At 74.2% G+C, this 25,404-nt stretch carries 24 protein-coding genes; 14 read left to right on the plus strand and 10 right to left on the minus strand.

Features of this window, described 5'->3' with window-relative positions; translation table 11 throughout:
• Positions 1-102 precede the first annotated feature (102 nt).
• Both ACF073_RS08855 and ACF073_RS08860 read left to right on the plus strand, forming a co-directional pair.
• Positions 103-1,344 (plus strand): molybdopterin-dependent oxidoreductase, encoded by a 1,242-nt coding sequence (locus ACF073_RS08855; protein ID WP_392067830.1) that lies wholly within the window; start codon positions 103-105, stop codon positions 1,342-1,344.
• Positions 1,344-1,847, plus strand: a complete 504-nt coding sequence (locus tag ACF073_RS08860) for a hypothetical protein (RefSeq protein WP_392067831.1) — start codon at positions 1,344-1,346, stop codon at positions 1,845-1,847. Before ACF073_RS08855 ends, ACF073_RS08860 begins: the two co-directional genes overlap by 1 nt.
• Here ACF073_RS08860 and ACF073_RS08865 read toward each other — a convergent pair.
• From ACF073_RS08865 to ACF073_RS08875, 3 genes are read right to left on the minus strand one after another with little or no spacing between them, the layout of a single operon-like run.
• A complete protein-coding gene (locus tag ACF073_RS08865; RefSeq protein WP_392067832.1) occupies positions 1,736-2,464 on the minus strand; it encodes a class I SAM-dependent methyltransferase in 729 nt (242 codons plus the stop codon). The two genes, ACF073_RS08860 and ACF073_RS08865, sit on opposite strands and share 112 nt — an antisense overlap.
• Positions 2,461-3,090, minus strand: coding sequence for a DUF2064 domain-containing protein (locus tag ACF073_RS08870; protein ID WP_392067833.1), 630 nt, complete (start codon positions 3,088-3,090; stop codon positions 2,461-2,463). Before ACF073_RS08870 ends, ACF073_RS08865 begins: the two co-directional genes overlap by 4 nt.
• Positions 3,087-3,800 carry a glycosyltransferase family 2 protein gene (locus ACF073_RS08875; protein WP_392067834.1) on the minus strand — a complete coding sequence of 238 codons (714 nt, stop codon included), beginning with the start codon at positions 3,798-3,800 and terminating at the stop codon, positions 3,087-3,089. Before ACF073_RS08875 ends, ACF073_RS08870 begins: the two co-directional genes overlap by 4 nt.
• Before the next feature lie 115 nt (positions 3,801-3,915).
• On the opposite strand from ACF073_RS08875, the gene ACF073_RS08880 reads away from it, so the two are divergent.
• Positions 3,916-4,698: a response regulator transcription factor gene (locus tag ACF073_RS08880; RefSeq protein ID WP_392067835.1), complete on the plus strand. Its 783-nt coding sequence runs from the start codon at positions 3,916-3,918 to the stop codon at positions 4,696-4,698.
• A gap of 1 nt (position 4,699) precedes the next feature.
• A complete protein-coding gene (locus ACF073_RS08885; protein ID WP_392067836.1) occupies positions 4,700-5,809 on the plus strand; it encodes a sensor histidine kinase in 1,110 nt (369 codons plus the stop codon).
• Positions 5,810-6,327: 518 nt separating this feature from the next.
• On the opposite strand, the gene ACF073_RS08890 is transcribed toward ACF073_RS08885, so the two are convergent.
• Positions 6,328-7,317, minus strand: a complete 990-nt coding sequence (locus ACF073_RS08890; protein WP_392067837.1) for an NAD-dependent epimerase/dehydratase family protein — start codon at positions 7,315-7,317, stop codon at positions 6,328-6,330.
• Positions 7,318-7,369: 52 nt separating this feature from the next.
• Entirely contained in the window at positions 7,370-7,660 is a 291-nt protein-coding gene (locus ACF073_RS08895) for a hypothetical protein (protein ID WP_392067838.1), read from the minus strand.
• A gap of 167 nt (positions 7,661-7,827) precedes the next feature.
• Here ACF073_RS08895 and ACF073_RS08900 point away from each other — a divergent pair, with 167 nt between their 5' ends.
• The gene (locus ACF073_RS08900; protein ID WP_392067839.1) at positions 7,828-9,042 is read left to right on the plus strand and encodes an esterase/lipase family protein; all 1,215 of its coding nucleotides are present in this window, start codon (positions 7,828-7,830) and stop codon (positions 9,040-9,042) included.
• 132 nt (positions 9,043-9,174) lie between these two features.
• Here ACF073_RS08900 and ACF073_RS08905 read toward each other — a convergent pair whose 3' ends face one another.
• On the minus strand, positions 9,175-11,010 hold the full coding sequence (locus ACF073_RS08905) for a coagulation factor 5/8 type domain-containing protein (protein ID WP_392067840.1): 1,836 nt from the start codon (positions 11,008-11,010) through the stop codon (positions 9,175-9,177).
• A gap of 296 nt (positions 11,011-11,306) precedes the next feature.
• Here ACF073_RS08905 and ACF073_RS08910 point away from each other — a divergent pair, with 296 nt between their 5' ends.
• The 5 genes from ACF073_RS08910 to ACF073_RS08930 all read left to right on the plus strand — a co-directional run bounded on the left by ACF073_RS08910 (position 11,307) and on the right by ACF073_RS08930 (position 18,510).
• Positions 11,307-12,380: a DUF1996 domain-containing protein gene (locus ACF073_RS08910; protein WP_392067841.1), complete on the plus strand. Its 1,074-nt coding sequence runs from the start codon at positions 11,307-11,309 to the stop codon at positions 12,378-12,380.
• Between the two features lie 112 nt (positions 12,381-12,492).
• Complete coding sequence (locus tag ACF073_RS08915; protein ID WP_392067842.1) at positions 12,493-14,247, plus strand: discoidin domain-containing protein; 1,755 nt, start codon at positions 12,493-12,495, stop codon at positions 14,245-14,247.
• Positions 14,248-14,274: 27 nt separating this feature from the next.
• Complete coding sequence (locus ACF073_RS08920; protein ID WP_392067843.1) at positions 14,275-16,716, plus strand: glycoside hydrolase family 3 C-terminal domain-containing protein; 2,442 nt, start codon at positions 14,275-14,277, stop codon at positions 16,714-16,716.
• Positions 16,717-16,793: 77 nt separating this feature from the next.
• Positions 16,794-17,834 carry a LacI family DNA-binding transcriptional regulator gene (locus ACF073_RS08925; RefSeq protein WP_392067845.1) on the plus strand — a complete coding sequence of 347 codons (1,041 nt, stop codon included), beginning with the start codon at positions 16,794-16,796 and terminating at the stop codon, positions 17,832-17,834.
• Positions 17,835-17,961: 127 nt separating this feature from the next.
• The gene (locus ACF073_RS08930; RefSeq protein ID WP_392067846.1) at positions 17,962-18,510 is read left to right on the plus strand and encodes a CHRD domain-containing protein; all 549 of its coding nucleotides are present in this window, start codon (positions 17,962-17,964) and stop codon (positions 18,508-18,510) included.
• Here the strand turns inward: ACF073_RS08930 and ACF073_RS08935 are convergent.
• Positions 18,473-19,240, minus strand: a complete 768-nt coding sequence (locus ACF073_RS08935) for a YqjF family protein (RefSeq protein ID WP_392067848.1) — start codon at positions 19,238-19,240, stop codon at positions 18,473-18,475. The genes ACF073_RS08930 and ACF073_RS08935 overlap by 38 nt on opposite strands.
• A 90-nt stretch (positions 19,241-19,330) precedes the next feature.
• The gene (locus ACF073_RS08940; protein WP_392067850.1) at positions 19,331-20,068 is read right to left on the minus strand and encodes a class I SAM-dependent methyltransferase; all 738 of its coding nucleotides are present in this window, start codon (positions 20,066-20,068) and stop codon (positions 19,331-19,333) included.
• A 373-nt stretch (positions 20,069-20,441) separates the two neighbouring features.
• Between ACF073_RS08940 and ACF073_RS08945 the strand changes: the two genes are divergently transcribed.
• Both ACF073_RS08945 and ACF073_RS08950 read left to right on the plus strand, forming a co-directional pair.
• Positions 20,442-21,002 (plus strand): DoxX family protein, encoded by a 561-nt coding sequence (locus ACF073_RS08945; RefSeq protein WP_392067851.1) that lies wholly within the window; start codon positions 20,442-20,444, stop codon positions 21,000-21,002.
• A 157-nt stretch (positions 21,003-21,159) separates the two neighbouring features.
• On the plus strand, positions 21,160-21,897 hold the full coding sequence (locus ACF073_RS08950; protein ID WP_392067853.1) for an SDR family oxidoreductase: 738 nt from the start codon (positions 21,160-21,162) through the stop codon (positions 21,895-21,897).
• A 48-nt stretch (positions 21,898-21,945) separates the two neighbouring features.
• On the opposite strand, the gene ACF073_RS08955 is transcribed toward ACF073_RS08950, so the two are convergent.
• Positions 21,946-22,860: an RNA polymerase sigma-70 factor gene (locus tag ACF073_RS08955; RefSeq protein WP_392067854.1), complete on the minus strand. Its 915-nt coding sequence runs from the start codon at positions 22,858-22,860 to the stop codon at positions 21,946-21,948.
• 132 nt (positions 22,861-22,992) lie between these two features.
• Positions 22,993-23,577 carry a helix-turn-helix domain-containing protein gene (locus ACF073_RS08960; protein WP_392067856.1) on the minus strand — a complete coding sequence of 195 codons (585 nt, stop codon included), beginning with the start codon at positions 23,575-23,577 and terminating at the stop codon, positions 22,993-22,995.
• A gap of 117 nt (positions 23,578-23,694) precedes the next feature.
• On the opposite strand from ACF073_RS08960, the gene ACF073_RS08965 reads away from it, so the two are divergent.
• Together ACF073_RS08965 and ACF073_RS08970 are read left to right on the plus strand one after the other, a co-directional pair.
• Positions 23,695-24,534: an EamA family transporter gene (locus ACF073_RS08965; protein WP_392067857.1), complete on the plus strand. Its 840-nt coding sequence runs from the start codon at positions 23,695-23,697 to the stop codon at positions 24,532-24,534.
• Positions 24,535-24,638: 104 nt separating this feature from the next.
• Positions 24,639-25,346 carry a B3/4 domain-containing protein gene (locus ACF073_RS08970; RefSeq protein ID WP_392067858.1) on the plus strand — a complete coding sequence of 236 codons (708 nt, stop codon included), beginning with the start codon at positions 24,639-24,641 and terminating at the stop codon, positions 25,344-25,346.
• The last annotated feature ends 58 nt before the right edge of the window (positions 25,347-25,404 follow it).

Genomic DNA, 25,404 nt, shown 5'->3' on the forward strand with positions numbered 1-25,404 from the left:
AGGGCGGCGACCGGGTGAAGAGGTGGACCGGCGGCCCGACGTCAGCGTTTCGTCATGGGTCGCGACCCCGATCCGGGCGTCCCCGCGGCCTACCGTCGGATCATGCGAGACGACGACCCCCGGCTCCCCTCCTCACCCGCTTTCTGGCGCAGCCCGCTGCGCGGCTCCTGGTTCACCTCGGTCCTCGGCATCGTGCTGCTCGTCGGCGTCACGGTGCTCTTCGTGACGGGCCTGGTGTCGTACGCCGCCTACAACCCGGACCTGTCACCGGTGAACGACCAGACCCCGGACAAGGGGATCCTCGGCTTCTACCTCTTCTCCTGGCCGACGAACCCGTCCTGGCTGTACCGGGCCACCCAGGGCCTGCACGTCACCCTCGGCATCACCCTCATCCCGGTCCTGCTGGCCAAGCTGTGGTCGGTGGTGCCGCGGCTCTTCACCCTGCCCCCGGCCCGCTCGCTCGCCCACGCCCTGGAGCGGCTCTCCCTGCTGCTGCTGGTCGGCGGCGGGCTGTTCGAGTTCACGACCGGCGTCCTCAACGTCCAGCTCGACTACGTCTTCCCCGGCTCCTTCTACCCGCTGCACTTCTACGGCGCCTGGGTGTTCTTCGCCGCGTTCGCGGCCCACGCGGCACTCAAGCTGCCGACGGCCGTCCGCGCGATCCGGGGCCGCAGCCAGAACGGGCCGGAGACCGGACTGGCCGCGCCCCGGCCCGACCGGCCCACCGTCTCCCGGCGCGGGGCGCTGTGGTTCGTCGGGGGCGCCTCGCTGCTGCTCCTCGTCACGACCGCGGGACAGAGCATCGGCGGCGCGCTGCGGCGCACCGCGCTCCTCGCCCCGCACGGCGGACGCGACCCGGGCGGCGGCCCCAACGGCTTCCAGATCAACAAGACGGCCGCGTACGCCGGCATCGACGCCAAGGAGACCGGAGCGGACGCCTGGCGGCTCGTCGTCACCGGGCGCACCGGAACGGTCCGCCTCAGCCGCGCCGAACTGCTCCGGATGCCGCAGCACAGCTCGGCCCTGCCCATCGCCTGCGTCGAGGGCTGGTCGACGGCGGACCAGTGGTGGCGCGGGGTGCGGCTCGGCGACCTCGCGGCACTCGTCGGCCACGACGGCGACCCGCCGGACGTGCTCGTGGAGTCCCTCCAGCGGCACGGCGCCTTCCGCCGCGCGGCCCTGCGCGCCAACCAGGTGGCCGATCCCCGGTCCCTGCTCGCCCTGGCCGTCAACGGCGAGGACCTGTCCCCCGACCACGGCTACCCGGCCCGGATCATCGTGCCCGCGGCCCCCGGTGTGCTGAACACCAAGTGGGTGGCCCGGCTGACCTTCGGAGACCTGTGATGCACCCGCGCCTGCCGCGCCTGCGGCGTCCCACGAGCCTGCCGCGGCCGCCGCGCCTTCCGCTCGGCAGCCCCTTCCAGATCCTCCTGCTCGCCTGCTCGTTCGCGCTCGCCGGCTATGCCGGGGTACGGCTCTTCGCGGGCGACTGGCTGGGCGTCGCGCTGTGGGTGGTGGGCGCGGCCCTGCTGCACGACCTCGTGCTGGTGCCCCTGTACTCGCTCGCGGACCGTGCGGTCGTGCGGGGCCTCGGCGGCACCGGACGCCGGGAGTGGACGATGTACGTCCGCGTCCCGGCCGCCCTGTCCGGGCTGCTGCTGCTCGTCTGGTTCCCGCTGATCAGCGGGATGGTGGACGCGCGCTACCGGTCAGCGACCGGCCTGTCCGCCGGCGGCTACCCGGCCCGCTGGCTGCTGATCAGCGCCGTGCTGTTCGGCGGCTCGGCGCTGCTCCTGGCCCTGCGGCTGCGCAGGGCCACGAAGCGCCGCCCGCCCGCCGTCCACTGACCGGCCGGCCGCCATCCGGCACCCCGGCCCGTGTACCGCAGCAGGGCCGGGGTGCCGAGCCGCGCCCACGGGAACGCCGCGTCGCCGCCCGTGCCCGCCTCCGTGCCGGCGACGACCTGCACCTCGGACCGCTCGTCGACGTCCACCGCCGCCGTCTCCGCGATCAGCAGCCCGCCGGGGACGAGGAGCCCGGCCACCCGGTCCAGCAGGGCGTGCGGGTCGCCGCCGATGCCGATGTTGCCGTCCATGAGCAGCACGGTGTCCCAGCGTCCCTCGCCGGGCAGCGGCTCGAACACCGAGCGGCGCAGGGCCTGGCCGCCGTACCGCACGGTGTGGTCGACGGCGGCCTCGCTGACATCGATACCGAGGACGGTGCGGCCCCGGGCGGCGAGTTCCGCCACCAGCCGGCCGGGTCCGCAGCCGACGTCGAGCACGGCGCCCTCGCAGCGGTCCAGTACCGCCTGGTCGACCGGGTCCGCGCGGGCGCACCACCGCTCGACCTCCAGCGGCAGCAGCCAGCCGTCGGCGCGGCGCAGGAACAGCGGACCGCGCCCGGTGCGCAGGGCGGTGGCATAAGGGTCGGCCCCGGCCCAGGCGACGGCCGGCGAGGTGCTCATCGCCGGGTCCCGCGGTCCGAGTGTGCGGCGCAGGCCGCGAGGCGGGCGGCGAACCCTCCGTGCGGCGCGAGCCGGGCCACCGCCGTCGCGTCGGCGGCGGTGTCCACGTCGCGCAGCCGGGGCAGATCACGCACCCGCAGCCCGGCGGCCACCAGCCGGTGCCGCTGGACGGCGCCGGTCAGCGGCGTCGACATGGGCACGCCCCGCAGCAGGGCCGGATCGGGCTCGGCCAGACCCAGCGCCCAGAAGCCGCCGTCCTCCGCCGGGCCGAAACAGGCGTCGTACCCGGCGAAGTCCACGGTGAGCAGCTCCGGCGTCACCTGCGGGGTGTCCATGCCGATGAGCAGGGCCGGACCGGTACAGCGCGCGAAGGCGTCGGCGAGCCGTTCGTCCAGACCGCCCGCGCACTGCGGTACGACGTCGAAGCCGGGCGGCAGCCAGGGCCCGGGGGCCCCGTCGAGCACCAGGACCCGCCGGGCGGCGGGGGTGGCCGCCACGGCCCGCAGGGTGTCGGCGAGCGCCGCCTCGGCGAGCGAGGCCGCCTCGGCGGGGGTGAAGGGCGGGCTGAGCCGCGTCTTGACCCGCCCCGGCACCGGTTCCTTGGCGATGACGAGCACAGTGGTCACGACGCCGCCCTCCCGCCCGCCGGAGGCTCGGCCAGGACATGGCTCATGTCCCGCACCGCCTGCCAGGTGCCCCGCCAGGTGCCCGTCACCTTCGAGGCGCCGGTGCGCGGCAGATAGGGCACGTCGTGCTCGGTGATCCGCCAGCCCGCGTCGGCCGCGCGCACCACCATCTGCAGCGGATAGCCGCTGCGCCGGTCGCTGAGCCCGAGCGCGAGCAGCGGTTCCCGGCGGGCGGCGCGCAGCGGGCCCAGGTCGTGCAGCCGCAGTCCGGTGCGGCGGCGCAGCAGCCGCGCGAGCGCGAAGTTTCCGGCCCGGGCGTGCGCGGGCCAGGCGCCGAGGCCCCGCGCCCGGCGCCGGCCAAGGACCAGGTCGGCCTCGCCGTCGAGGACTTCACGCACGAACGGCACGAGGAGCGAGGGGTCGAGGGAGGCGTCGCAGTCGCAGAAGCAGACGATGTCGGCGGTGGCGGCGGTCAGCCCGGCGTGGCAGGCGGCACCGAAGCCGCGCCGCGTCTCGTGGACGACGGTCGCGCCGAGCGAGCGGGCGATGTCCGCCGAGCCGTCGGTGGAGCCGTTGTCCACCACGAGGGCACGCCAGCCCGCCGGGATCCGGGCGAGCACCCAGGGGAGGGCCGCGGCCTCGTCGAGGCAGGGCAGCACCACGTCCACGCACGCCGGTGAGGAAGGGTTCGAGGGGGTCACGACGCTCACCCTACGAAGCGGAACCCGACATAACGGACTCCGGCTCCTTACGAAACGCGGACGTCGCGGGCAGCGCCCGGCCCCGGACGAGACACCCGCGAAGCTCCGGTGCGAGGCTGGGGGCATGCAGCAGCCGCACGTGCCGACCAGGGGCGGAACCGGGGACGGGACAGCCCCCGGCACCGCCGCGCCCGCACCCGCTCCCGCCTCCGGCGCCGCCCGCGTCCTGGTCGTCGACGACGACGCGACCGTCGCCGAGGTCGTCGCCGGATACCTCGGCCGCGCGGGCTACCTCGTCGACCGGGCCGACGACGGCCCCACCGCCCTCGCCCGCGCCGCCGCCCACTGGCCGGACCTGGTGGTGCTCGATCTGATGCTGCCCGGCATGGACGGCCTGGAGGTCTGCCGGAGGCTGCGCGCACGGGCCCCCGTGCCCGTCGTCATGCTCACCGCCCGCGGCGACGAGGACGACCGCATCCTCGGTCTCGAGGTCGGCGCCGACGACTACGTCACCAAGCCGTTCAGCCCCCGCGAACTGGTCCTGCGGGTGCAGTCGGTGCTCCGCCGCACCCGGCCCGGCGCCGACAGCGGACCGCTGGCCGCGGCCGGCCTCACGGTCGACCCCGCCGCCCGCCGCGCCACCAAGGACGACGTCGAACTCGCCCTCACCCTCCGCGAGTTCGATCTCCTCGCGTTCTTCCTGCGGCACCCCGGCCGGGCGTACAGCCGCGAGGACCTGATGCGCGAGGTGTGGGGCTGGGACTTCGGCGACCTCTCCACCGTGACGGTGCACGTGCGCCGGCTGCGCGGCAAGGTCGAGGACGACCCGGCCCGGCCGCGGCTGATCCAGACGGTGTGGGGCGTCGGCTACCGCTTCGACCCGAGCGGCCGGGAAGAGGTGGCCTGACATGCGCGACACCCTGCTGATCGTCCTGTACGCCTTCGCCGGGGCCGCCGGCACGGGCCTCGCGGGAGCCGCCGCGCTGCGGCTGCTGCGGCGCCGCTCGCTCACCGTGTCCCTCGCCGTGGTCGCCTCGGTCGGCGTGGGCGGTGTGCTCGCGGGCACCCTCGCGGTCGCCTGGGCGATGTTCCTGTCCTCGCACGACCTGAAGGTGGTGACGACGGTCGTCGCGATGGCGGCCGTGGTCTCCCTGGTGACCGCACTGATACTGGGCCGCTGGGTCGTCGCCCGCAGTCGTGAACTCGCCCTGGCGGCACGCTCGTTCGGGGAGGGCGGCGACTTCGCCGCCCCCGCGGCGCCGGCCACCGCCGAACTGGCCGAGGTGAGCCGCGAGCTGGCGGCCACCAGCGCGAAACTCGCCGAATCCCGTGAGCGCGAACGCATGCTGGAGACCTCGCGCCGGGAACTCGTCGCCTGGATATCGCACGATCTGCGCACCCCGCTCGCCGGACTGCGCGCCATGGCGGAGGCCCTGGAAGACGGGGTCGCCGACGACCCCGACCGCTATCTGAAGCAGATCCGCACCGAGGTGGAGCGCCTCAACGGCATGGTCGGCGACCTCTTCGAGCTGTCCCGCATCCACGCCGGCACCCTGCCCCTGACCCCGTCCCGGATCTCCCTCTACGACCTCGTCGACGACGCCCTCGCCGGCGCCGACCCGCTCGCCCGCGCCCATGGCGTACGGCTGGTCGGCGACCTGGTGGAGCCGGTCCCGGTGGAGGTCGACGCCAAGGAGATGAGCCGGGTCCTGGGCAATCTCCTGGTCAACGCGATCCGCCGGACGCCGGCCGACGGCACGGTCGCCGTCGCCGCCGGGCGCTCGTCCGACGGGGTGGTCCTCTCCGTCACGGACGGCTGCGGCGGCATCCCGGACGAGGACCTCTCCCGGGTCTTCGACACCGGCTGGCGCGGCACCCACGCCCGCACCCCGCCGGCCGGCGCCGGCCTCGGCCTCGCCATCGTGCGCGGCATCGTCGAGGCCCACCAGGGCCGGGCCACGGTCCGCAACATCCCCGGCGGCTGCCGCTTCGAGGTCACCTTGCCGACAGCGCCGTAGGGCGGCAGGGCAGACGGCGCCACGGCCGACGGTGACACCGTCGGCCGCGGTAGCGCAGGCGCGGCGGTGCGGGCCGAGGCGGTGCGGGTCGCGGCGCTGTAGTCGGGGTGCGCGCGGGCGCGTGACCGGGAGGGCGCGGCTCGCGGGGGGGGCGAGGTGGGCGGGGCGGGGCGGTTCTGCGGAGCCCCGGCACCGGAGGCCGGACCGTTCGCGGCCGGCTTCCTTGAGGGCTGGGCGCCTCGGGGGGCCTGTGGGGGTTGGCTCGGCCGCAATGCAGGCACACGGTCGTGGGGGCACCGAGGCCGGGGCGCGCATGGGCGGGTGTGCGGGGGTCGGTTGGCCGGGAGCGACTGGGCCGGGTGTCCCGGAGGCCGGGTTACCGGCGGGGCCGGTCTGCCGGGCGGCGGCTCACCCGCACGCAGGTGCGCACGGAGGACGGCTCGGGCAGGGGCCGGCTGGTTCGGACGCGGGTTGACCGGGGTCGGCCGAGCGGGAATCGGCCGACCCCGAGGCCGGGGTCACGCGTCCGTCGCGAACTCGTGCATCCCCTCCGCGAAGCCGACCTCCGGTTTCCAGCCCAGTTCGGCCCGGAGCCGGGAGGAGTCGGCCGTGATGTGCCGTACGTCCCCCAGCCGGTACTCCCCGGTGACGACCGGGGCGGGCCCGCCGTGGGCGCCGGCCAGCGCGCGGGCCATCTCCCCGACGGTGTGCGGATCGCCGCTGCCGGTGTTGTACGCGGTGAGCGCGCCGCCGGCCGACCCGGCCTCCAGCGCCACCGCGTTGGCCGCGGCCACGTCCCGCACATGCACGAAGTCCCGGCGCTGCCGCCCGTCCTCGAACACCCGGGGCGCCTCACCACGGGCGAGCGCGGACCGGAAGAAGGAGGCCACACCGGCGTAGGGGGTGTCGCGGGGCATCCGGGGCCCGTACACGTTGTGATAGCGCAGCGACACCGCCGACCCGCCCGTCGACCTCGCCCAGGCGGCGGCCAGATGCTCCTGCGCCAGCTTGGTCGTGGCGTACACGTTGCGCGGATCGACCGGCGCGTCCTCGCCGACGAGACCGGGGGAGAGTTCGGCGCCGCACGCCGGGCACCGCGGCTCGAACCGCCCCGCGTCCAGATCGGCGACGGCGCGCGGCCCCGGCCGCACGACTCCGTCGCGCGGGCACACGTACCGCCCCTCCCCGTACACGACCATCGAACCGGCCAGCACGAGATGCCGTACGCCCGCGTCGGCCATGCCGGAGAGCAGCACGGCGGTCCCCAGGTCGTTGCGGGAGACGTACTCCGCCGCGTCCCCGAATCCCACCCCGAGGCCGACCATGGCGGCCTGGTGGCAGACGGCGTCCACGCCGGCCACCGCCCGGGCGACCGCCGCCGGATCGCGGACGTCGTCGCCGGGATCCGTACGCACGTCGAACACGACCGCCTCGTGGCCGCGCGCCGTCAGCGCCGCGACGACATGAGAGCCGATGAAACCGGCACCGCCGGTGACCAGTACACGCATACGCCCACGCTAGGCCCGCCGGGGCGGCGGACGACGGGGCCGCGCCCGTACGTCACGACTCCGTAAGACGGTCTCCACGCCCCGGGTCCGGCACACCCGCGCCCGGTCCGCTCACCGCGGCGTCACCGGCCGGGGTGTAGGCCGGCAGTTCCGTGTGGCCCTCGGACCAGTGGTTGACCCATCCGCAATTCCCGCACGCGTAGCGGCCGTTGACCCCGGAGATCTCCGTGCCGCAGCGTCCGCAGCCCGTCGTCGTGATCTCCTGGCCTTCGAGGAACGCCGCCGCGGAAGTCGCGGTCGCCGCGTCCGTCGCTGCTGAGGTGCGCTTGCGTGTCCCGGTCACCCGACCGAGCCTATCCGGTGGGGAGCAGCGGGGTCCGGCGCCCGGCGGTGTGACAAGACGGACTGATCAGCCTATGCAGTGAAACAAGCGGAATGCCGGTTTCGCGGGATATCGGCCCGCCGAGTATGTCCCTTGTGCCGTTGTCAGCAGCGCGGAAGGGGACGTACGTGGCCGACAGCTTGGCCGAGCAGGTGAGGAAGGCCGCCGGGGCGATCCGGCTCGTGACGCCGGCGGGGACACGGGCGGCACCGCCGGCGCCCGCGGCCGACGAGGAGTGGCGGCTGCCGCGCGGCAGCGCCCGCGTGTACTACGGGCACGGCGACCGGGCCATGGTCCGGCCGGTCGTCCTGACCGACGGGTTCGACCTCGGGCCGACCGACTTCGACCGGTTCTGGGACAGGCTGGAGAACGGCCGGTACCCGTTCGTCAGCCGTCTCCGGGCCCGGCGACGCACCCTGGTCCTCGTCGGGTTCGACGAGCGCGCCGACTCGATCCTCGACAACGCCGAGACGGCGACCGCCGCGATCCTGCGGACCCTCGCCGAGCAGACGGACGGCGCCGGACTGCTCGTGGGCGGCTTCGGTATGGGCGGCCTGGTCACCCGGTACGCGCTGGCGAGGCTGGAGGCGCAGCGCATCGACCACCGGACCGGCGTCCACCTGTCCTTCGACACCCCGCACCGGGGCGCGTGGCTGCCGATCGGGCTGCAGGCCTTCGCGCACCACGTCGCCGGGGCCGACGACACCTTCCGGCGGCAGATCGGAAGCCCGGCCGCCCAGCAGATGCTCTGGCGGTACCTGGACGGCGTGGACGGCACGCCGAAGGAGAGCCCGCTGCGCACGGAGTTCACCGAGCGGCTCCGGCAGGTCGGCGGATGGCCCCGCATCCCGCGGCTGCTCGGGGTGGCCAGCGGACGCGGCGACGGCGTGGGCAACGGCGTCCGGGCCGGGGAGAAGACGCTGAGCTGCGCCGGGCCGCTCTTCGACGGCACCTGCTTCCTCGCCCAGGCGCAGGGGAGCCCGGCTGAGGTGGCGGTGCTGAACGGCGTCCTCGGCGGCCCGCTCCCGACCACCACCGCCGGCCTGCCCGAACTGGACGGAGCACCCGGCGGAACCCTCGAATCGTTCGGCGTCCTCGGCGACGCGCTCGCCGCCTCCGGCGAGGCCGTCGGCATCGCCGCCCGGGCCGCGTGCTTCGTACCGTCCGTCAGCGCGGTCGCCCTCCGCGACCTGGACCGGCAGGAGGACGTGCACGCGAGCGTCGACGACCTGCCCCCGGACGAATCCGAGCTGGACGACTACCTGCTCTCCACCAACAACGAACCGCACGCCGCCATGACCGCCGAACTCGCCGAGTGGATCCTCGACCGGCTCCCCGGCTGAACGGCCGACGGAGACCATCCGCCGAACCGGCCGAACCGGCCACACTCCGTGGAGTTCGGCTCCCCCTAGGGGAACACGGACGGCGCCGCGTGGACCGGCCCCTGCCCGGAAGGGCGGGGGCCGGTCGGCCCCTCAGGGGTACGCGACCACCGTCGACGGAGTGGTGGAGGTGCCGGACGTCGGCGCCCCCGTCTCGTTGATCACGTGCTCGTACTGGCCGTTGCCGCCGAGCGAGACCACCAGCAGGCCGTGGAACTTCACCCCGGACCGGTTCGGCGCGGCGAAGCCGTGGTGCTGCACGATCGACGGGTTCACGTTGTAGTAGCAGTAACTGCCCAGACCCCAGCCCTCGTGCGCGGTGACGTTGTCGCCGACCTTGTACGCGGCATAGCCCTTGACGGAGCCGTTCTGGACGGCGGCCTGGTTCGGGGCGTCGTACGCCTTCTCGTTCTGGAAGAAGATCGTGCGCCCCCGCTGGCCGTTCCACTGCACGTCGTACTTGTTGAAGTGCTCCACGAACAGGCCCGTGCACAGCACGTCGTCGCCGTTGACCACGACTCCGTAGTCGGCGCGGTTGGTGTCCCAGCCGACGCCGGTGCCGTGGTCGGCACGCCAGACCCAGGTGTGGTCGACGATGGTGTGGCGGCTGTTGATCACCATGCTGGTGGTCGCCTTGCCGGCGCCCGCGCCGCCGATGCGGACGAAGACGTCCTGCACGGTGGTCGGGTTGGCCGAGTGGTCGAGGGAGGCGCCCGCGGGTCCGACCTCCAGCAGTGTCGCCGAGTTGACCGGCCCGGCGTCGATCAGGAAACCGGCGAGCCGCACCCCGTCGACATCGGCGACCTTGATGACCGTGGTCCCGTTGTCGGGCACGAGCGTGGCGAACCCGAGGCCCAGCACCACGGTGTTGGCCCGGTTGACCTGGAGGGGCTGGTCGACGTGGTAGATACCCGGCGTCAGCAGCAGGTGCAGCCCCTGCGCCAGCGCCTGGTTGAGGGTGGCCGCGCTGACCCCGGGCTTCGCGACGTAGAACTGCGACAGGGGCAGGGACGTGCCCCGCGGGGTGCCGTTGCCCCAGGTGACCCCCCGGGCGTTGGTCCGCTTCTCCGGCAGGAAGACCCGGTATTCGCTGCCGCTGAGGTACAGGAACGGCTTCTCGCGGGAGACGGGGGTGGTGTCGAGCGTCGTGTAGGGCGGGTTGGGGAAGCTCTGCGCGGGGGCGCCCTGGACGCCGGAGAACACCATGTTCCACACCCCGTTGAGCCAGCCGCCGATGACGCTGTCACGGGTGTACCACTGCTGCTGGGAGTACGGGCCCACCTGGCCGTCGATCCGGCTGTCCGCGATGTAGCCGCCGCTCGCCCAGCCGTAGCCGGACGGCGCGAGGTTGAGCCCGCCCCGCACATGCATCCGGCGGAACGGGGCCGCCTGCGCCACCGCCCACCGGTCGGTGCCGTTCACCGGCACCAGGGCCAGGTTCTCCGCCGAACGCCAGAAGTTCTGCGTGGCGTTGCCGTTGAACCAGCCCGCATCGACCGTGACGTCACCGTTGATCGTCGTGTCGTCGGGGGACAGACCGAGCCCCGCGATGGAGGTGTAGAAGCCGATCTGGGCGTTCAGGCCGCTGTACGTGCCCGGCTTGAACAGCAGCGCGTACCGGCCGGTGCCGAACTGCGCCGACTCCTGCTGTCGGAAGATCTGGTCCAGCTTGGCCTGGATGCCGGGCGTGGCCGGGTCGAACACCACGACGTTCGGGCCGAGATCGCCCCCGCCGGGCAGGGCGCCAGGAGCGGCGGCCGTGGCGCCGGCCGCCCGGGCGGGGGCGGCGACACCGGCCAGCAGCGGTACCGCTGCCGCCGCCGCGCCGAGGACGGTCCGGCGGCCCACGGACGACGGCGAACGGGAGGCGGAGGAAGCGGGGGAGGAAGCGGAGGGGGAAGCGGGGGAATCGGGGGAGGCGGGAGGCATGCGCGGCTCTCCTTGTTCAGGAAATGAACGGAGTGGGGTGGGGGAGCGCTCTCTCGACGTTGGATGCTTCATTGGCCTGAACGATGCGTCAAGAGTTACGACCGAATTTCCGCGCTGTCACGCCTGATTACGCGTCATGTCCCGCGCCAGTCTTCGAGAAGTGAGCGATGGGCGTCCTCTGATCCTTTGGCCTTATCCCTTGACACCCCCTGCCGACGCCTCAACACTCCAGCGATGGGAGAGCGCTCTCCCACCCTCCGTTCGACCTCTCCTTCCCCTCCCGCCGAGGAGCCCCCATGTCACGGAGAACGAAGATCCTCTCGGGCGCGCTGATCACTTCCGCCGTGGTGCTCGCCTCGTTCGGTGTCACCGGCGTCGCCGCCTCGTCCGCACCCCGCTCCACGGTGACCGCCGCGCACACCGGCCACACCATGGCGGTGTCGACCGCGGCCTCGCCCGAGGACCCCGACGGCGACGGCTACATCCCCGCCGTCCCGCCCGTCACCGGCGTCACCCCGTCCACGCAGAACCCGCCGCACCGCTACTTCCACGAGTTCCAGGCCAACTGCGCGGTCAGCCACACCAAGCCGGACGACCCGATCGTCTATCCGCAGCAGCCCGGCAAGTCCCACGACCACACGTTCATGGGCAACACCACCACGAACGCGAACAGCACGACCGCCTCCCTCGGCGCGGGCGGCACCACCTGCAAGGCCCCCGGGGACCTGTCCGGCTACTGGATGCCCACCCTCTACAAGGGCGACCGGGCCGTCCTGCCCGTGGGCCCGCAGGTCATCTACTACAAGGCCGGCGTCACCGACTACACCAGCGTCCGGCCCTTCCCCAAGGGCCTCAGGTTCGTCGTGGGCAGCCCGATGCAGAGCGCCGCCGAGTTCCGCAACCACCGCGGCTTCGTCGAGGGCTGGGAGTGCGGCGACAGCTTCTTCAACACCGAGTTCCCGGCGACCTGCCCGGACCGGCCCGACGTCCAGCTCAACATCCGCTTCCAGGCGCCCAGTTGCTGGGACGGAAAGTACCTCGACACCCCCGACCACCAGAGCCACATGGCCTATCCGGTGGTCAAGCCCGGCACCAACGACAACATCTGCCCCGCCGACCACCCGGTCGCGCTGCCGATGATCGAGTTCAAGATGGCGTTCCCCGTCAACGGAGACATGTCGCAGGTACGGCTGGCCAGCGGAGCGGGCCACAGCTTCCACTACGACTTCTTCAACGCCTGGGACGACCGCACGCTCAAGGCCCTGGTCGACCACTGCGTCGTCGGCGGTCTGCAGTGCGACGCCCGGGGCTACGACGAGACCCACCCCGAGGCGGGCGCCGCCCTGAACGCCGACTACCGCCTGCCCTAGCGACACCCCCCACGGTCACCCCCGAACCCCTGACGCCCCTGACGGGCCGCCCCCCAGCCCCCTGGGTCACCCCCACACCCCCATCGTCACCCCCCCCGGAGACCCCATCACCATGACCCCACCACCACGCACCCGCACGCGCCGCCTCGCCGCCCCCCTCACCGCCGGCGTGCTGACCGTCGGCGCCCTCACCGCCCTGCCGGCCGCCCAGGCCCACGCGGCCGGCAGCGTCGTCAAGGTCACCGGCTCCCAGGGCAACTGGCAGCTGACCGTGGACGGACAGCCGTACCAGGTGAAGGGCCTGACCTGGGGGCCGTCCACGGCCGACGCCGACCGGTATCTGCCCGATCTGAGGTCCATGGGCGTCAACACCATCCGCACCTGGGGCACCGACGCCACCAGCAAGGCGCTGTTCGACTCCGCCGCCGCGCACGGCATCAAGGTCGTCGCCGGATTCTGGCTCCAGCCCGGCGGCGGACCCGGCAGCGGCGGCTGCGTGAACTACGTGACCGACACCCCCTACAAGAACCAGATGCTCGACGAGTTCCCCCGGTGGGTCCAGACCTACAAGGACAACCCGGGTGTCCTCATGTGGGACGTCGGCAACGAGTCGGTGCTCGGCCTCCAGAACTGCTACAGCGGGGCCGAGCTGGAGCGGCAGCGCGACGCCTACACCACCTTCGTCGACGACGTCGCCAAGAAGATCCACTCCATCGACCCGAACCACCCGGTCACCTCCACGGACGCCTGGGTGGGCGCCTGGCCCTACTTCAAGAAGAACGCACCCGACCTGGACCTGTACGCCGTCAACTCCTACAACGCGGTCTGCGACGTGAAGTCCGCCTGGGAGCAGGGCGGTTACACCAAGCCGTACATCGTCACGGAGACCGGGCCCGCCGGGGAGTGGGAGGTGCCCGACGACGCCAACGGCGTTCCGCTGGAACCCGCCGACCGGGCCAAGGCCGACGGATACACCCGCGCCTGGGGCTGCATCACCGGGCACAAGGGTGTCGCGCTCGGCGCCACGATGTTCCACTACGGCACCGAGTACGACTTCGGCGGCATCTGGTTCAATCTGCTGCCCGCCGGGGAGAAGCGGCTCTCCTACTACGCGGTGAAGCGTGCCTACGGCGGCGACACCTCCCGCGACAACACCCCGCCGGTCATCACCGACCTGGCCGTCGAGGGCGACCCGGGCAAGGTGCAGGCCGGCCGCGACCTGACCCTCGCCGTCAAGGCGACCGACCCGGACGGGGACCCCCTCACCTACGAGGTCCTCGACAACAGCATGTACATCGACCAGGGCAAGGACCTCACCACGCTGCCCTTCACCGACCTCGGCGGCGGCCGGCTCAAGGTCACCGCACCCGACCGCCCCGGCGTCTGGAAGATGTACGTCAAGGTGAAGGACGGGCACGGCAACGTCGGTGTCGAGAGCCGGTCCGTCCGGGTCGTGCCACCCGTCGTGACCGGCACGAACGTCGCCCTCGGCAAGCCGGCCACCGCCTCCTCCTTCCAGCCGGGCTACGGCGACTGCCCGTGCGCCCCGGCCAACGCGGTCGACGGCAACCCGAACACCCGCTGGGCCAGCGACTGGAGCGACCCCCAGTGGATCCGGGTCGACCTCGGCACCCGCACCGCGTTCCGGCACGTGCAGCTGGTGTGGGAGGCCTCCTACGCCAAGGCCTACACCGTGCAGACCTCCGACGACGGCCAGAACTGGCAGACCCTGCGCACCGTGACCGACGGCAACGGCGGGGTGGACGACCTCGACATCACCGGAACCGGCCGGTACGTCCGGATCAACGGCACCGCCCGCGGCACGGGCTGGGGCTACTCGCTGTACGAGTTCGGCGTCTACAACTGACGATCGCCGACGCACGAGGGGGTGGGGATGACCGACGAGGACGCACTCGACCGGCTGCTCGACAAACTGACCCCGCACGCCGGGATCCGGCTGCTCACCGGCGCCACGACCTGGCGCACGGCGGCGGAACCCGACCTGGAAATGGGGGAGTTGGTACTGTCCGACGGTCCCGCCGGGGTGCGCGGCGAGGGGTGGGACGAGCGGGACACCTCCGTCCTGCTGCCCTCGGCCTCCGCGCTCGCCGCCAGCTGGGACGAACAGCTGGTCGAGGAGGCCGGCGGCCTCCTCGCCTCCGAGGCCCGGCGCAAGGGCGTGCACGTGGTCCTCGCGCCCCACCTCAACCTGCACCGCAGCCCCCTGGCCGGCCGGCACTTCGAGTGCTTCTCCGAGGACCCCGTGCTGACTGGCCGGATGGGGGCCGCCCTGATCCGGGGCATCCAGGCGCACGGGGTCGCCGCGACGGCCAAGCACTACGTCGCGAACGACGCCGAGACCGACCGGCTCACGGTCGACGTGCGGATCGACGAACGCACCCTCCGCGAGGTCCACCTCGCGCCCTTCGAGGCGGCGGTCGCGGCGGGCGTCCGGCTGGTGATGGCCGGATACCACCAGGTCAACGGCGTCACCATGACCGCCCACGAGCTGCTGGGCGCCCCCTTGAAGAGCGAGTGGGGATTCGACGGGGTGGTGGTCTCCGACTGGGGCGCCGTCCGCGGCACCCGCGACACCGCCCGGGCCGGGCTCGACCTGCAGATGCCGGGACCCGCGGGCGAGTGGGGCGAGGCACTGGTCCGCGCCGTGGCGGCGGGCGAGGTCGAGGAGCGGGCCGTGCGCGACAAGGTGCGCCGGCTGCTGCGGCTGGCCGCCTGGTGCGGGATGCTCGGGCGTCCGCACCGGGCGGCCCGACCGCACCTGCGGTCCGGGCAGGCGCGGTCCCTGGCCCGGCGGGCCGTCGCGGCCGGCGCCGTCCTGCTGGCCAACCGGGGCGTGCTGCCCCTGGACCCGGCCCGCCTGGGCACGGTCGCCGTCATCGGCGCGGCAGCCGCCCGCACCCGCACCCAGGGCGGCGGCAGCGCCGGCGTCTTCCCCCAGGGCGAAGTGTCGCTCCTGGACGGCCTCAGGGCCGGCCTGCGCGGCCGGGCACGCGTCGTCCATGTGCCGGGCCCCGCACCGGCCGGGCCGCCCCCGCCCCTCGACCCCCTCCTCGCCTCCGACCCGCGCACCGCCGCACCCGGTGTGCTGCTGCGGATCCTCGACGCCTCCGGCGCCGAGCTGCTCGCCGAACACCGCGCCTCCGGACGACAGCTGGAGCCCCCGCTGCCGCCGGGAGCGCACACCGTGGAGATCAGCGCACGACTGCGTCCGCGCACCTCCGGCAGCTGGCGCGTCGGCATCGCCGGATTCGGCCGCCTCGCTCTCGGGCTCGACGGACACCCGCTCCTGGACGGCGAGTTCGCCACCACCACCGACGACCCCGCCGTGCTCCACGTGAGCCCGCCCGCGCAGGTCGTCACGGCCCGGCTGACCGCCGGTACGACCCCGCTGCTCGTCGCCCGCAGGGAACTCGCCCCCGGCACCGGCCGGGCCGTCGTGGTCGGCGCCGCACCCCCCGCGCCCGACCGCGCCGCGGCGCTGGCGGCCGCCTCCCGGGCGGCACGCGCGGCGGACGTGGCCGTGGTGGCCGTCGGCACCGGCGAACAGTACGAGTCCGAGGGCCGCGACCGCGCCCACCTCTCGCTCGGGCCCGACCAGGACGCCCTGGTCCGCGCGGTCGCCCGGGCCAACCCGCGCACGGTGGTCGTCGTCAACAGCGGCGGCCCGGTGGAGCTGCCCTGGCGCCACGACGTCGGCGCACTCCTGCTCGCCTGGTTCCCCGGCCAGGAGGCCGGCGGCGGCCTGGCCGACGTCCTGCTCGGCCGCAGCGAGCCCGGCGGACGGCTGCCCACCACCTGGCCCGCCCGCCTCGCCGACGCCCCCGTCACCCGCACCCGCCCGGACGCCGGCCGGCTGCCCTACACCGAGGGCATCCACGTGGGCCACCGCGGCTGGCTGCGCGAAGGGCGTACGCCCGCCTACTGGTTCGGGCACGGCCTCGGCTACACGACCTGGGCCTACGAGCACATCTCCGGGCCCGCACGGGCCGCGCCCGACGCCGGCCTCACCGTCCTGGTGCGCCTGCGTAACACCGGTGCGCGCCCCGGACGCGAGGTCGTCCAGGTCTATCTGTCCCGCCCCGGGAGCACCGCCGTCGAGTACCCCGAGCGATGGCTCGCGGGATGGGCCGCGGTACGGGCGCGGCCCGGTGAGACGGTCGTCGCCCGGATACCGGTCCCGGCACGCGCCCTGAGCCACTGGGACGTCGGCTCGGGCGGCTGGCGCACGGAACCGGGGCCCTGCCGCGTGCTCGCCGGGAGCTCGGCGGACCAGCTGCCTCTGACACTGGACGTCCGGGTCGGCGACCTGACTTGACCTGACCTGACCTGAGCTGCGCCTCGGCTCGGAGAGCGCTCTACCGCCGCAGTGCGCCGGGCCGTTAGGGTGCGGGCATGAGCAGACAGGCGCCGACCCTGGAGGACGTCGCCCGGGAGGCGGGCGTCTCCCGGGCCACGGTCTCCCGGGTCGTCAACGGCGTACGCAATGTGGATCCGGCGATCCAGGAACTGGTCCGCCGGGCCATCGCACGCACCGGGTACGCGCCCAACCGGGCCGCCCGCTCCCTGGTCACCCGGCGGGCCGAGACCGTGGCGCTGGTGGTGTCCGGCGCCGGTGACACCTCCGACCAGGCCCAGGCCGCCTTCGCCGCCCGCGTGTTCGCCGACCCCTTCTTCGGCCGGGTGGTCGCCGGGATCGTCGGCTTTCTCCGGCCGCGCTCCGTCCATCCGGTGCTGATGTTCGCCGAGTCGGACGCGGCCCGCCAGGAGGTGCTCACCTATCTGCGGCAGGGCCGGGCCGACGGCGCGCTGGTGGTCTCCAGCCATGCCGAGGATCCGCTGCCCGCGCTGCTCGCCGAGGCCCGGCTGCCCGCGGTCCTCTTCGCCCGTCCCGCCCGTCCCGTCCCGCTCAGCTATGTCGATCTGGCCCACCGGGACGGCGGCCGGCTCGCCGCCGAGCACCTGCTCGCCCGGGGCTGCCGCAAACCGGCCACGATCTGCGGGCCGTTGGCGGTCGCGGCCAGCCAGGAGCGGCTGGCCGGCTTCCGGGACGCCCTCGCCCGCCGGGGCCTGGCCTACGCCCCCGTCGCCGAGGGCGGGTTCACCCTGGACAGCGGGGTCGCGGCCATGACCGAGCTGCTCGCCCGGCACCCGGACCTGGACGGGGTGTTCGCGGCCAACGACCTCATGGCCCGGGGGGCCTGCCAGGTGCTGCGGGAACAGGGCCGGCGGACACCCCAGGACGTGGCCGTCGTCGGCTTCGACGACTCCGCCGTCGCCGTCGCCCGGCACCCGCATCTCACCACCGTGCGCCAGCCGGTGGAGGACATGGCCGCCGAGATGGCCCGCCTCCTCGACGAACACATCCACGGCACCCGCACCGAGCCCACATCGGTCCTGTTCGACGCGGAGCTGGTGGTCCGGGAGTCGGCCTGAGCCGGCCGCTCACGGCGCGCGTCGCACACCCCGACCGGGCCGAAGGCGAGATCCGTTCGCACGCATGCCCAGAAGCGGATGCAGGGGGGCGCCGGCCCGGAAACCGGGGATAAAGGGAACCATGGGTATGAACAACGCAGTCTCCGGCCGCCGCGGGCGCCTGACTCTCGCCGCTGTCGCGGTGGCCGCCGCCGCTGGTGTCGCCGCCGCGGTGATCCCGGCCCACGCGGCCACGAGCCACGACGGGAACGGCAGCGGCACGACCGTCCTCGCCGCCGCTCTGCGGGGTGCCGCGGAGGTCCCGGTCGAGGGCGGTCCCGCAGTCGGCGACAAGGACGGCGCCGCGCTCGAACTCCTCAGGGTCCGGGGCGACGAGGTGTCCGTCGCCGTGATCTGGCGCCGCACCGGCAGGCCGGTCAAGCTCCACATCCACGAGGGCGCCGAGGGCACCAACGGCGACGTCAAGATCGACTTCACTCATCTGCTGGACGGGGCCGAAGGCCACACGTTCACCGGCACCGTGACCGTGGAGGACCCGGCCCTGCTGCGCAGGCTCACCACCGACCCCGGCTCCTTCTACACCAATCTGCACACCGCCGAGTTCCCCGGCGGCGCCGTCCGCGGCCAGCTCCACACGGTCACCGCCGCCGGCTCCGCCCCCGGGGCGGGCGGGTGAAGCGGACCGGGACTCCGGGGGAGTAGAGCACGCTGGCGGGGGCGCCGGCAGGCGCGGGCAGGCCCGCGGCCGCCACCAGGTTCTCGTCGCAGCGCAGCAGTTCGGCGCGGTGCAGCGGCCAGCGGGGGTGGGTGTTCGGCAGATACAGGGCGCGGCCGAAGAAGGCGCTGTGCATGCCCCAGCGGGCGGTCAGGAAGTGTTCGAGGCGGGTCGGTGCGTCGATCCGCTCGCCGACCCGGATCGCGAGATCGCTGCGCGGGCCACGAGGGCCCGGCAGGCGCCGCTCGCTGGTGTACGCGACCGTCGCGCCCTCCTTGCGGATCCGCATCCGCGACCAGACGTACGGGAGGCGGAAGGCGACCCGCCCGACGGCCACGGGTATCAGCCGGGAGGCGTCCAGGGAACGGAAGACCACGCCGCGCCGCCCCTGGGCGTCCACGGAGTACAGGCGGACGTTGGTCTCGGGGAAGGAGCCGAGGTACGGAACGCCGGGCAGCCGGAACCATCCGACGCGGTGCATCCGGAAGGCGACCAGCCCGACGTACGTCACCCCGTCCAGCGTGTCCGGACGGGTGCCGGCCGGCAGCAGCGGGGCGACGTCCGCGGGGTCCGCCACCCAGTGGAGGAAGGCAAGGTCGAGCCACGACTGGGTCAGCAGCGGCCGCCGCGTGCGGTGCGGAGGGTCGGCGGACACGGGCTCCGGGCCCACGGCGAGCGGCGGTAGCGGCATCGCACCAGTATCCGGGAGCGGTCCGGGGCGACGGAACGCGGGTGCGGCCGAGGTTCCGGGTCCGGGCGCGGGCAGGGGGCCGGACGCGGGTCAGGCGTGCGTCGTCAAGATCATGTAGGGCGCGGTCCGGGTCTCCGCCGGAGCCTCGGGCGCGGTGTCGCCGGCCGGGAGCGTGGGCAGCTCCACGGTGGGGGCGGGGAAGCCGGCCCCGGTGAGCAGGGACCGGTACCGGTCCAGGGACCGGTGGTACGTGACACCGGCCATCATGGTCCCGTCGCGCAGGCGCAGCAGCGTGGACACGGTGTCGCCGTCGGCGTACGCGGTGTCCGGCTCGCCGTTGCGCAGCGTGGAGAAGGCCACGCCGGTGGCGGCCGGGTTGAGGTCGGCCAGGATGTACGGGGCACCGGGGCGCAGGACCCGGCGGATCTCGGCGGTGAGGCCGGCCAGCCGGTCGTCGTCGGGGTCGGTGCAGTACACCAGGCAGCACACCGCGGCGGCGACGCTGTCGTCGGCGAGCCAGTCCAGGGTGCGGCCGTCGAACAGCCGGTAGGTGATCCGCGGATGCGGGCGGTCGGCGCGGGCGATGTCCAGCATGTCCGCCGAGAGGTCGACGGCCTGGACCGTCCACCCGCCCGCGTCGGCGAGCCGCGCCGCGACCGCGCCGGTGCCGCATCCGACGTCCAGGGCCGGCAGGCCGGAGCCCGCCCGGCCGGCGAGCCCGCGCAGCACGGCGGGGAAGATCAGCCGCTCGGCCAGCCGCATGTCGCGGTCCCGGTACGCGTCGGCCGCGGCGGAGGTGTCCCAGCCGAGGGGGTCGTCGGCGATCAAGAGCGCTGCCTCCCGCACGGAACCGGGCCCGGACGGTGGTGACGGGCCGCTCGGCGGCAGCCTGACACACCGCGCGCGGGGAACGTCCGCATGTCACGGAGAGATCCCCCCGACAGCGGACCGGGCGGGCGGACGGTTGACGGGTCGGCCGCCCCGCCGTCGCCGGCCGGCTGATCGGATCCGGGACCCGACGCGGCCGTCTCACCCATCGGTACGCCCCCCCCGCTGCCCGGATGCACGATGCCGCCCGCGACGGAAGGATCGTGAGGGGGGCGCTCCGCGGTGTCGCGCGGGGCCCACCTGCCACCGGTTGCTCGGTGCCTGTCCGAGCTGGGGAAAACGCCCGTTCCGGCGTTCCAACCGGAGTATTGCCATGGTCTTCGAACACACTCCCAGCAGTTCCGCCGGTCCCGCGGAACCGGCACCGCATCCCACCACGACCCGGCCCACGGCGACCGCCGCCGACTGTGGTCTGCTGCTCATCCGGCTGACCTTCGGTCTCTTCATGGCCGGGCACGGCGCGCAGAAGCTCTTCGGAATCTTCGGCGGCGACGGCCTGGCGGCCACCGGCAAGGGCTTCGAGGCCCTGGGATACAGCCCGGGAAAGCTCTTCGCCACGATCTGCGGACTCTCCGAACTGCTCGGCGGCCTCGGCCTCGCCGTCGGGCTGCTGACGCCGCTCGCGGCCGCCGCCCTGATCGGCGTACTGATCAACGCGATGGCCACGGTCACCGGTGCCCACGGCCTGTGGGACACGGACGGCGGGGTGGAGTACAGCGTGGCCATCACCGTCGTCGCCCTCGCCGTCGCCGCCATCGGTCCCGGCCGGCTGGCCCTCGACCGCTTCTTCCCCTGGGGCAAGGGCGGCTGGCGAGAGGCCGCCTTCGCCCTCGGCCTCGGCGGAATCGCCGCCGCGATCACGCTCAGCATCTGACGGCTGTCACAGACCCGGCCGCTGCCTTGTCTCGTTGGTGTGCGGCTCACGCACCGGGGCCGGCGAGGTGTCGCCGGTATCCGCAGACAAGTGAGACAAGCGCACCAGGCGCACCAGGCGCATCGAACGAATCAGCACAGGGAGACAGGAGACAGTGATGAAGATCGTGGTCATCGGCGGTACGGGCCTCATCGGCTCGCAGGTGGTCGCATCCCTCCGGGACAGCGGCCACGAGGTCCAGGCGGCCTCGCCGTCCACGGGCGTCGACGCGTTCACGGGCCAGGGCCTGGCGCAGGCGCTCAAGGGCGCGGACGTGGTCGTGGACGTGACGAACTCGCCCTCCTTCGACGCCGAGCCGGCGCTGGACTTCTTCACCCGCTCGGCGCGGCACCTGATCGAGGCCGAGCGGGAGGCGGGCGTCCGCCACCACGTCACGCTCTCCATCGTCGGGGTCGACCAGGTGCCCGACTACGGCTACTACCGGGCCAAGGTCGCCCAGGAGGACGCCGTGCGCGACGGCGGCGTCCCGTACAGCATCGTGCGCGCCACACAGTTCTACGAGTTCATCGCCCCGGTGATGGACATGACCACCGAGGGCGAGGAAGTGCGCCTGCCGACCACGCGGCTGCGCCCGATGGCCTCCGCCGATGTCGCCGCCGCCGTCGCCGACGCGGCCCGGGCGGAACCGTCGCACGGCATCCGAAACATCGCGGGCCCGGAGGTGCACGGCCTCGACCGGCTCGGCGAGATCACCCTGGCGGTCAAGCCGGACGGCCGCAAGGTCGTCACCGACGATGCCGCCGGACTCTTCGCCGGCATGCCGGACGTGCTCGTGGGCGACGACACCGCGCACCTCGCGACCACCCGTTACGAGGACTGGCTCAAGCGGCACTGACCCGCCGAGCGCCGCCCCGCCGGCCGTGCCGCGCGGGCCCCGCGTCGGCTACGCCCGGCCGGTGGGCCTGCGCCCCGACCGCTCGTACGCCCTGAGCTTGTCGGGTGCGAGCACCCAGTAGAGCCCGTCGATGCCGTCCGGTGCCGCGGTGACGCTCACCAGAGCCACCGCGGCACCGTCGGCGGCGAGCAGCACGCCGGGCCGGCCGTTCGCCTCGACCACCGTGTACTCGGCCCCGGGGAAGAACCGCTGGGCGAAGGCGCTGATCATGGCCACGCGCCGGGCGCCCACGACCGCCAGCCGCGCCACGCCGCGCATCCCGTTGCCGTCCGCGTACGCGACGACATCGGCGGACAGCACGTTCTCCAGCGCGGCGACGTCACCGTGCCGCGCCGCCGCGACGAAGGCGTCGAGCAGGCGCCGGTGCTGGGCCGTGTCGACGGGGGCGCGGCGCTCGGCGGCGAGCCGCTTGCGGGCCCGGCTGACGATCTGCCGCGTGTTGGCCTGGGTCAGCTGGAGCATGCCGGCGATCTCGTCGTACGCGTAGTCGAACGCCTCCCGCAGCACGTACGCCGCCCGCTCCACGGGATTGAGGCGCTGGAGGATCATCAGTACGGCGAGTTCCAGCGCCTCGCCCCGCTCGGCGCCGACCTGCGGGTCCACACTCGTGTCCACGGGCTCCGGCAGCCACGGCCCCACGTACGCCTCGCGGCGGACCCGCGCCGACTGCGCCACGTTGATCGCGAGACGTGTGGTGGTCTTCGCGAGGAACGCCCCGGGATCGAGCACCGTGGCCCGGTCGGCGCCCTGCCAGCGCACCCATACGTCCTGCACCACGTCCTCGGCCTCGGACACGCTGCCGAGGACGCGGTAGGCGATGCCGAACAGCCGGGGGCGCAGCCGCTCGAACGCGTCCGCCGCCGCGTGCAGCGAGTCGTCGGGGAAGGGCTGTCGCCGGTCCATGGTGCCCGTGCCTCCGCTGGTCGGCCGTCCTGCCTCACAAGTCGTACCCCCAGGGAGTCGTACCACGATGCGGGGGCGGCGTGTTCGCTGTGATGCCGAGCCGGGCGGACGGCCGAGCCCCGGCCGTGCCGCTCAGGGCGTCGCGCCGGGGCCGGGCGGCAGGTGGACGGTCATGATCAGATGGCAGGTCCCGGTGCCCGCACCGCGGTAGGTGTGCGGCGCGTCGCCGTCGAAGGCGGCGGTCTGCCCGGCCTCGACGGTGTGCTCGGTGCCGTCGACGATCAGGGTCATCCGCCCGGCGGTGACGTTCACGGTCTCCACCACACCGGCCTGGTGGGGATGGCTCGGGTACTCCTCGCCCGGCTCCAGTGTCCAGCGCCAGACCTCGACCGGGGCCGGTCCGGAGGTCGTCAGCATGAGCCGGGCCGCACCGCCCCGTGCGCCGGTCCACAGCGGTTCCAGATCGCCGGCGGACACGACGCGCACCCGCTCCTCGGTCCTGCCCTCGAGGAGGGCGGAGACCGAGACGCCGAGGGTGTCGGCCAGCCGGACCAGGGTGGCGAAATTCGGGTTGCCCTGGGCCTTCTCCAGGCCCACCAGGGCGCCCTTGCTGACCTGGGCACGCCGGCCGAGTTCGTCCAGGGACAGGCCCGCGCGGGTCCGGGCCGCCCGGACGTTGTGCGCGAGCGTCCGCAGCGCCGCCTCGGTCTCGGCCATCTGATCACCCTCCTCGCCAGTGGATCACTGGAATGCACCGTGCGGTCGTTCGGTTGACACGACTCGGTCGGTTCGTTGTACGGTTCAGTCGTTCCAATGAATAGTAAGGGATGTACCGTGATCGCTCTGCTGCTGGCCCTTGGCAGCTCCCTGGCCTACGGCTGCGCCGACTTCCTCGGCGGCCTCGGTGCCCGCAAGGCCCATGTCCTGCGCACCGTGCTGATCGCCGCCCCCGCCTCGCTCGCGGTCGAGCTGCTGCTGTGGCCGTTCCTCGGCGCCTCGTTCGGCTCCGGCGCCCTGGGCTGGGGCGCCGCCTCCGGGGTCGCCTCGGCCGCCGCGTTCGCCCTGCTCTACCGCACGCTGGCGATCGGCCCGATGAACGTGCTCTCGCCCGTGACCGCGCTGGTGTCCGCCATGCTGCCGGCCGGCGTGGGACTGCTGCAGGGCGAGCACCTCGGCCCGGCCGGGCTCGCGGGGCTGCCGCTCGCCCTGGCGGCGGTGGTCCTGGTCAGCGCCGGCGGGCGCGGCACGGGGTCGGCACGCCCGTCCCGTACGGCGCTGCTGCTGGCCTTCGGCGCGGGCGCGGCCATCGCCCTCCAGCTGGTCTTCCTGCACCAGGCGCCCGCCGACAGCGGCGTGGCCCCGCTGATCGTCGGCCGGGCCGTCTCCTCCGCCGTCACCCTGGCCGCGGCGGGCCTGATGTTCCGCAGGCTCGGCCCCGAGCGGCCCGCGTACGCGATCTCGGCCGCCGCCGGGGTGCTGGACTCGGCGGCGAACCTGCTCTTCCTGCTCGCCGCCCGCAGCGGCGACCTCGCCGTCGTCGCCGTGATCACCGCCCTCTACCCGGCCGGCACCGTCCTGCTCGCGCGCGGCGTCCTCGCCGAGCGCGTCCATCGCGGACAGCTCATCGGCCTGGGCACCGCCGCGGTCGCGGTCAGCCTGCTGGCCCTCACCTGAGCCCCGCCCCGGCCGCCCGCGCACGCGGCCCCGACCGGTGCGCCCCGCCCCCCGAACCCGTCGCCCCGAACCACGCCCCTGAACGCCGAGAACGGAACCCGTCCATGACCGTCTTCCACCTCACTCCCGCCGTCGCGGACGCCTTCCCGGACACCCGCGTCGCCGTCGTCACCGCCACCGGCCTGCGCGGCCGGGAACCCTGGCCCGCCACCGACGCCGCCGTACGGGAGCTTGAGCAGCGGCTCGCCGACGGCGACTGGGAGCCGGCCGGCGAGACCGACCCCCGCATCGAGGCGTGGCACACCGCCTACCGCTCCTTCGGCACCAACCCGCGCCGGGCCCGGCCCAGCGTCGACGCCCTCGGCCGCCGCCTCGCGAAGAAGGGCGCCCTGCCGCGCGTCAATCCGGCCGTCGACGCGTACAACACCGTCTCCGTGCGGTACGGCCTCCCCGCCGGCGCCTTCGACCTCGACCACGTCAGCGGTGACGTCTGCATCCGCCACGCGGACGGCACCGAGACCTTCACACCGCTCGGGGAGCCCGGCACCACCGAGCACCCCGGGCCCGGCGAGATCGTCTACGCGGACGCCGCCGGCGTCCTGACCCGCCACTGGAACCACCGCGACGCCCACCGCACCCGCGTCACCGAGGACTCCGCCCACGTCGCCTTCCTCCTGGAGACCCTCCACGCCGCCCGCGACGGCCACCTCCTCGAGGCCGCGGCGCACGAGCTGCGGGGCCTGCTCGCCCCGCACGCCGCACGGACCGCGGTGCACCACCTCGGACCCGCCGAGCCGCGCGCCCGCGTCTGACCCCGTACCCACGGCCGGCGGGCGCCGCCCGGCACGCCGTCGGGGCCGGAAGCGGCCC

Source organism: Streptomyces sp. NPDC015171, from assembly GCF_043079545.1.
In the GTDB taxonomy this organism is placed as follows: domain Bacteria; phylum Actinomycetota; class Actinomycetes; order Streptomycetales; family Streptomycetaceae; genus Streptomyces.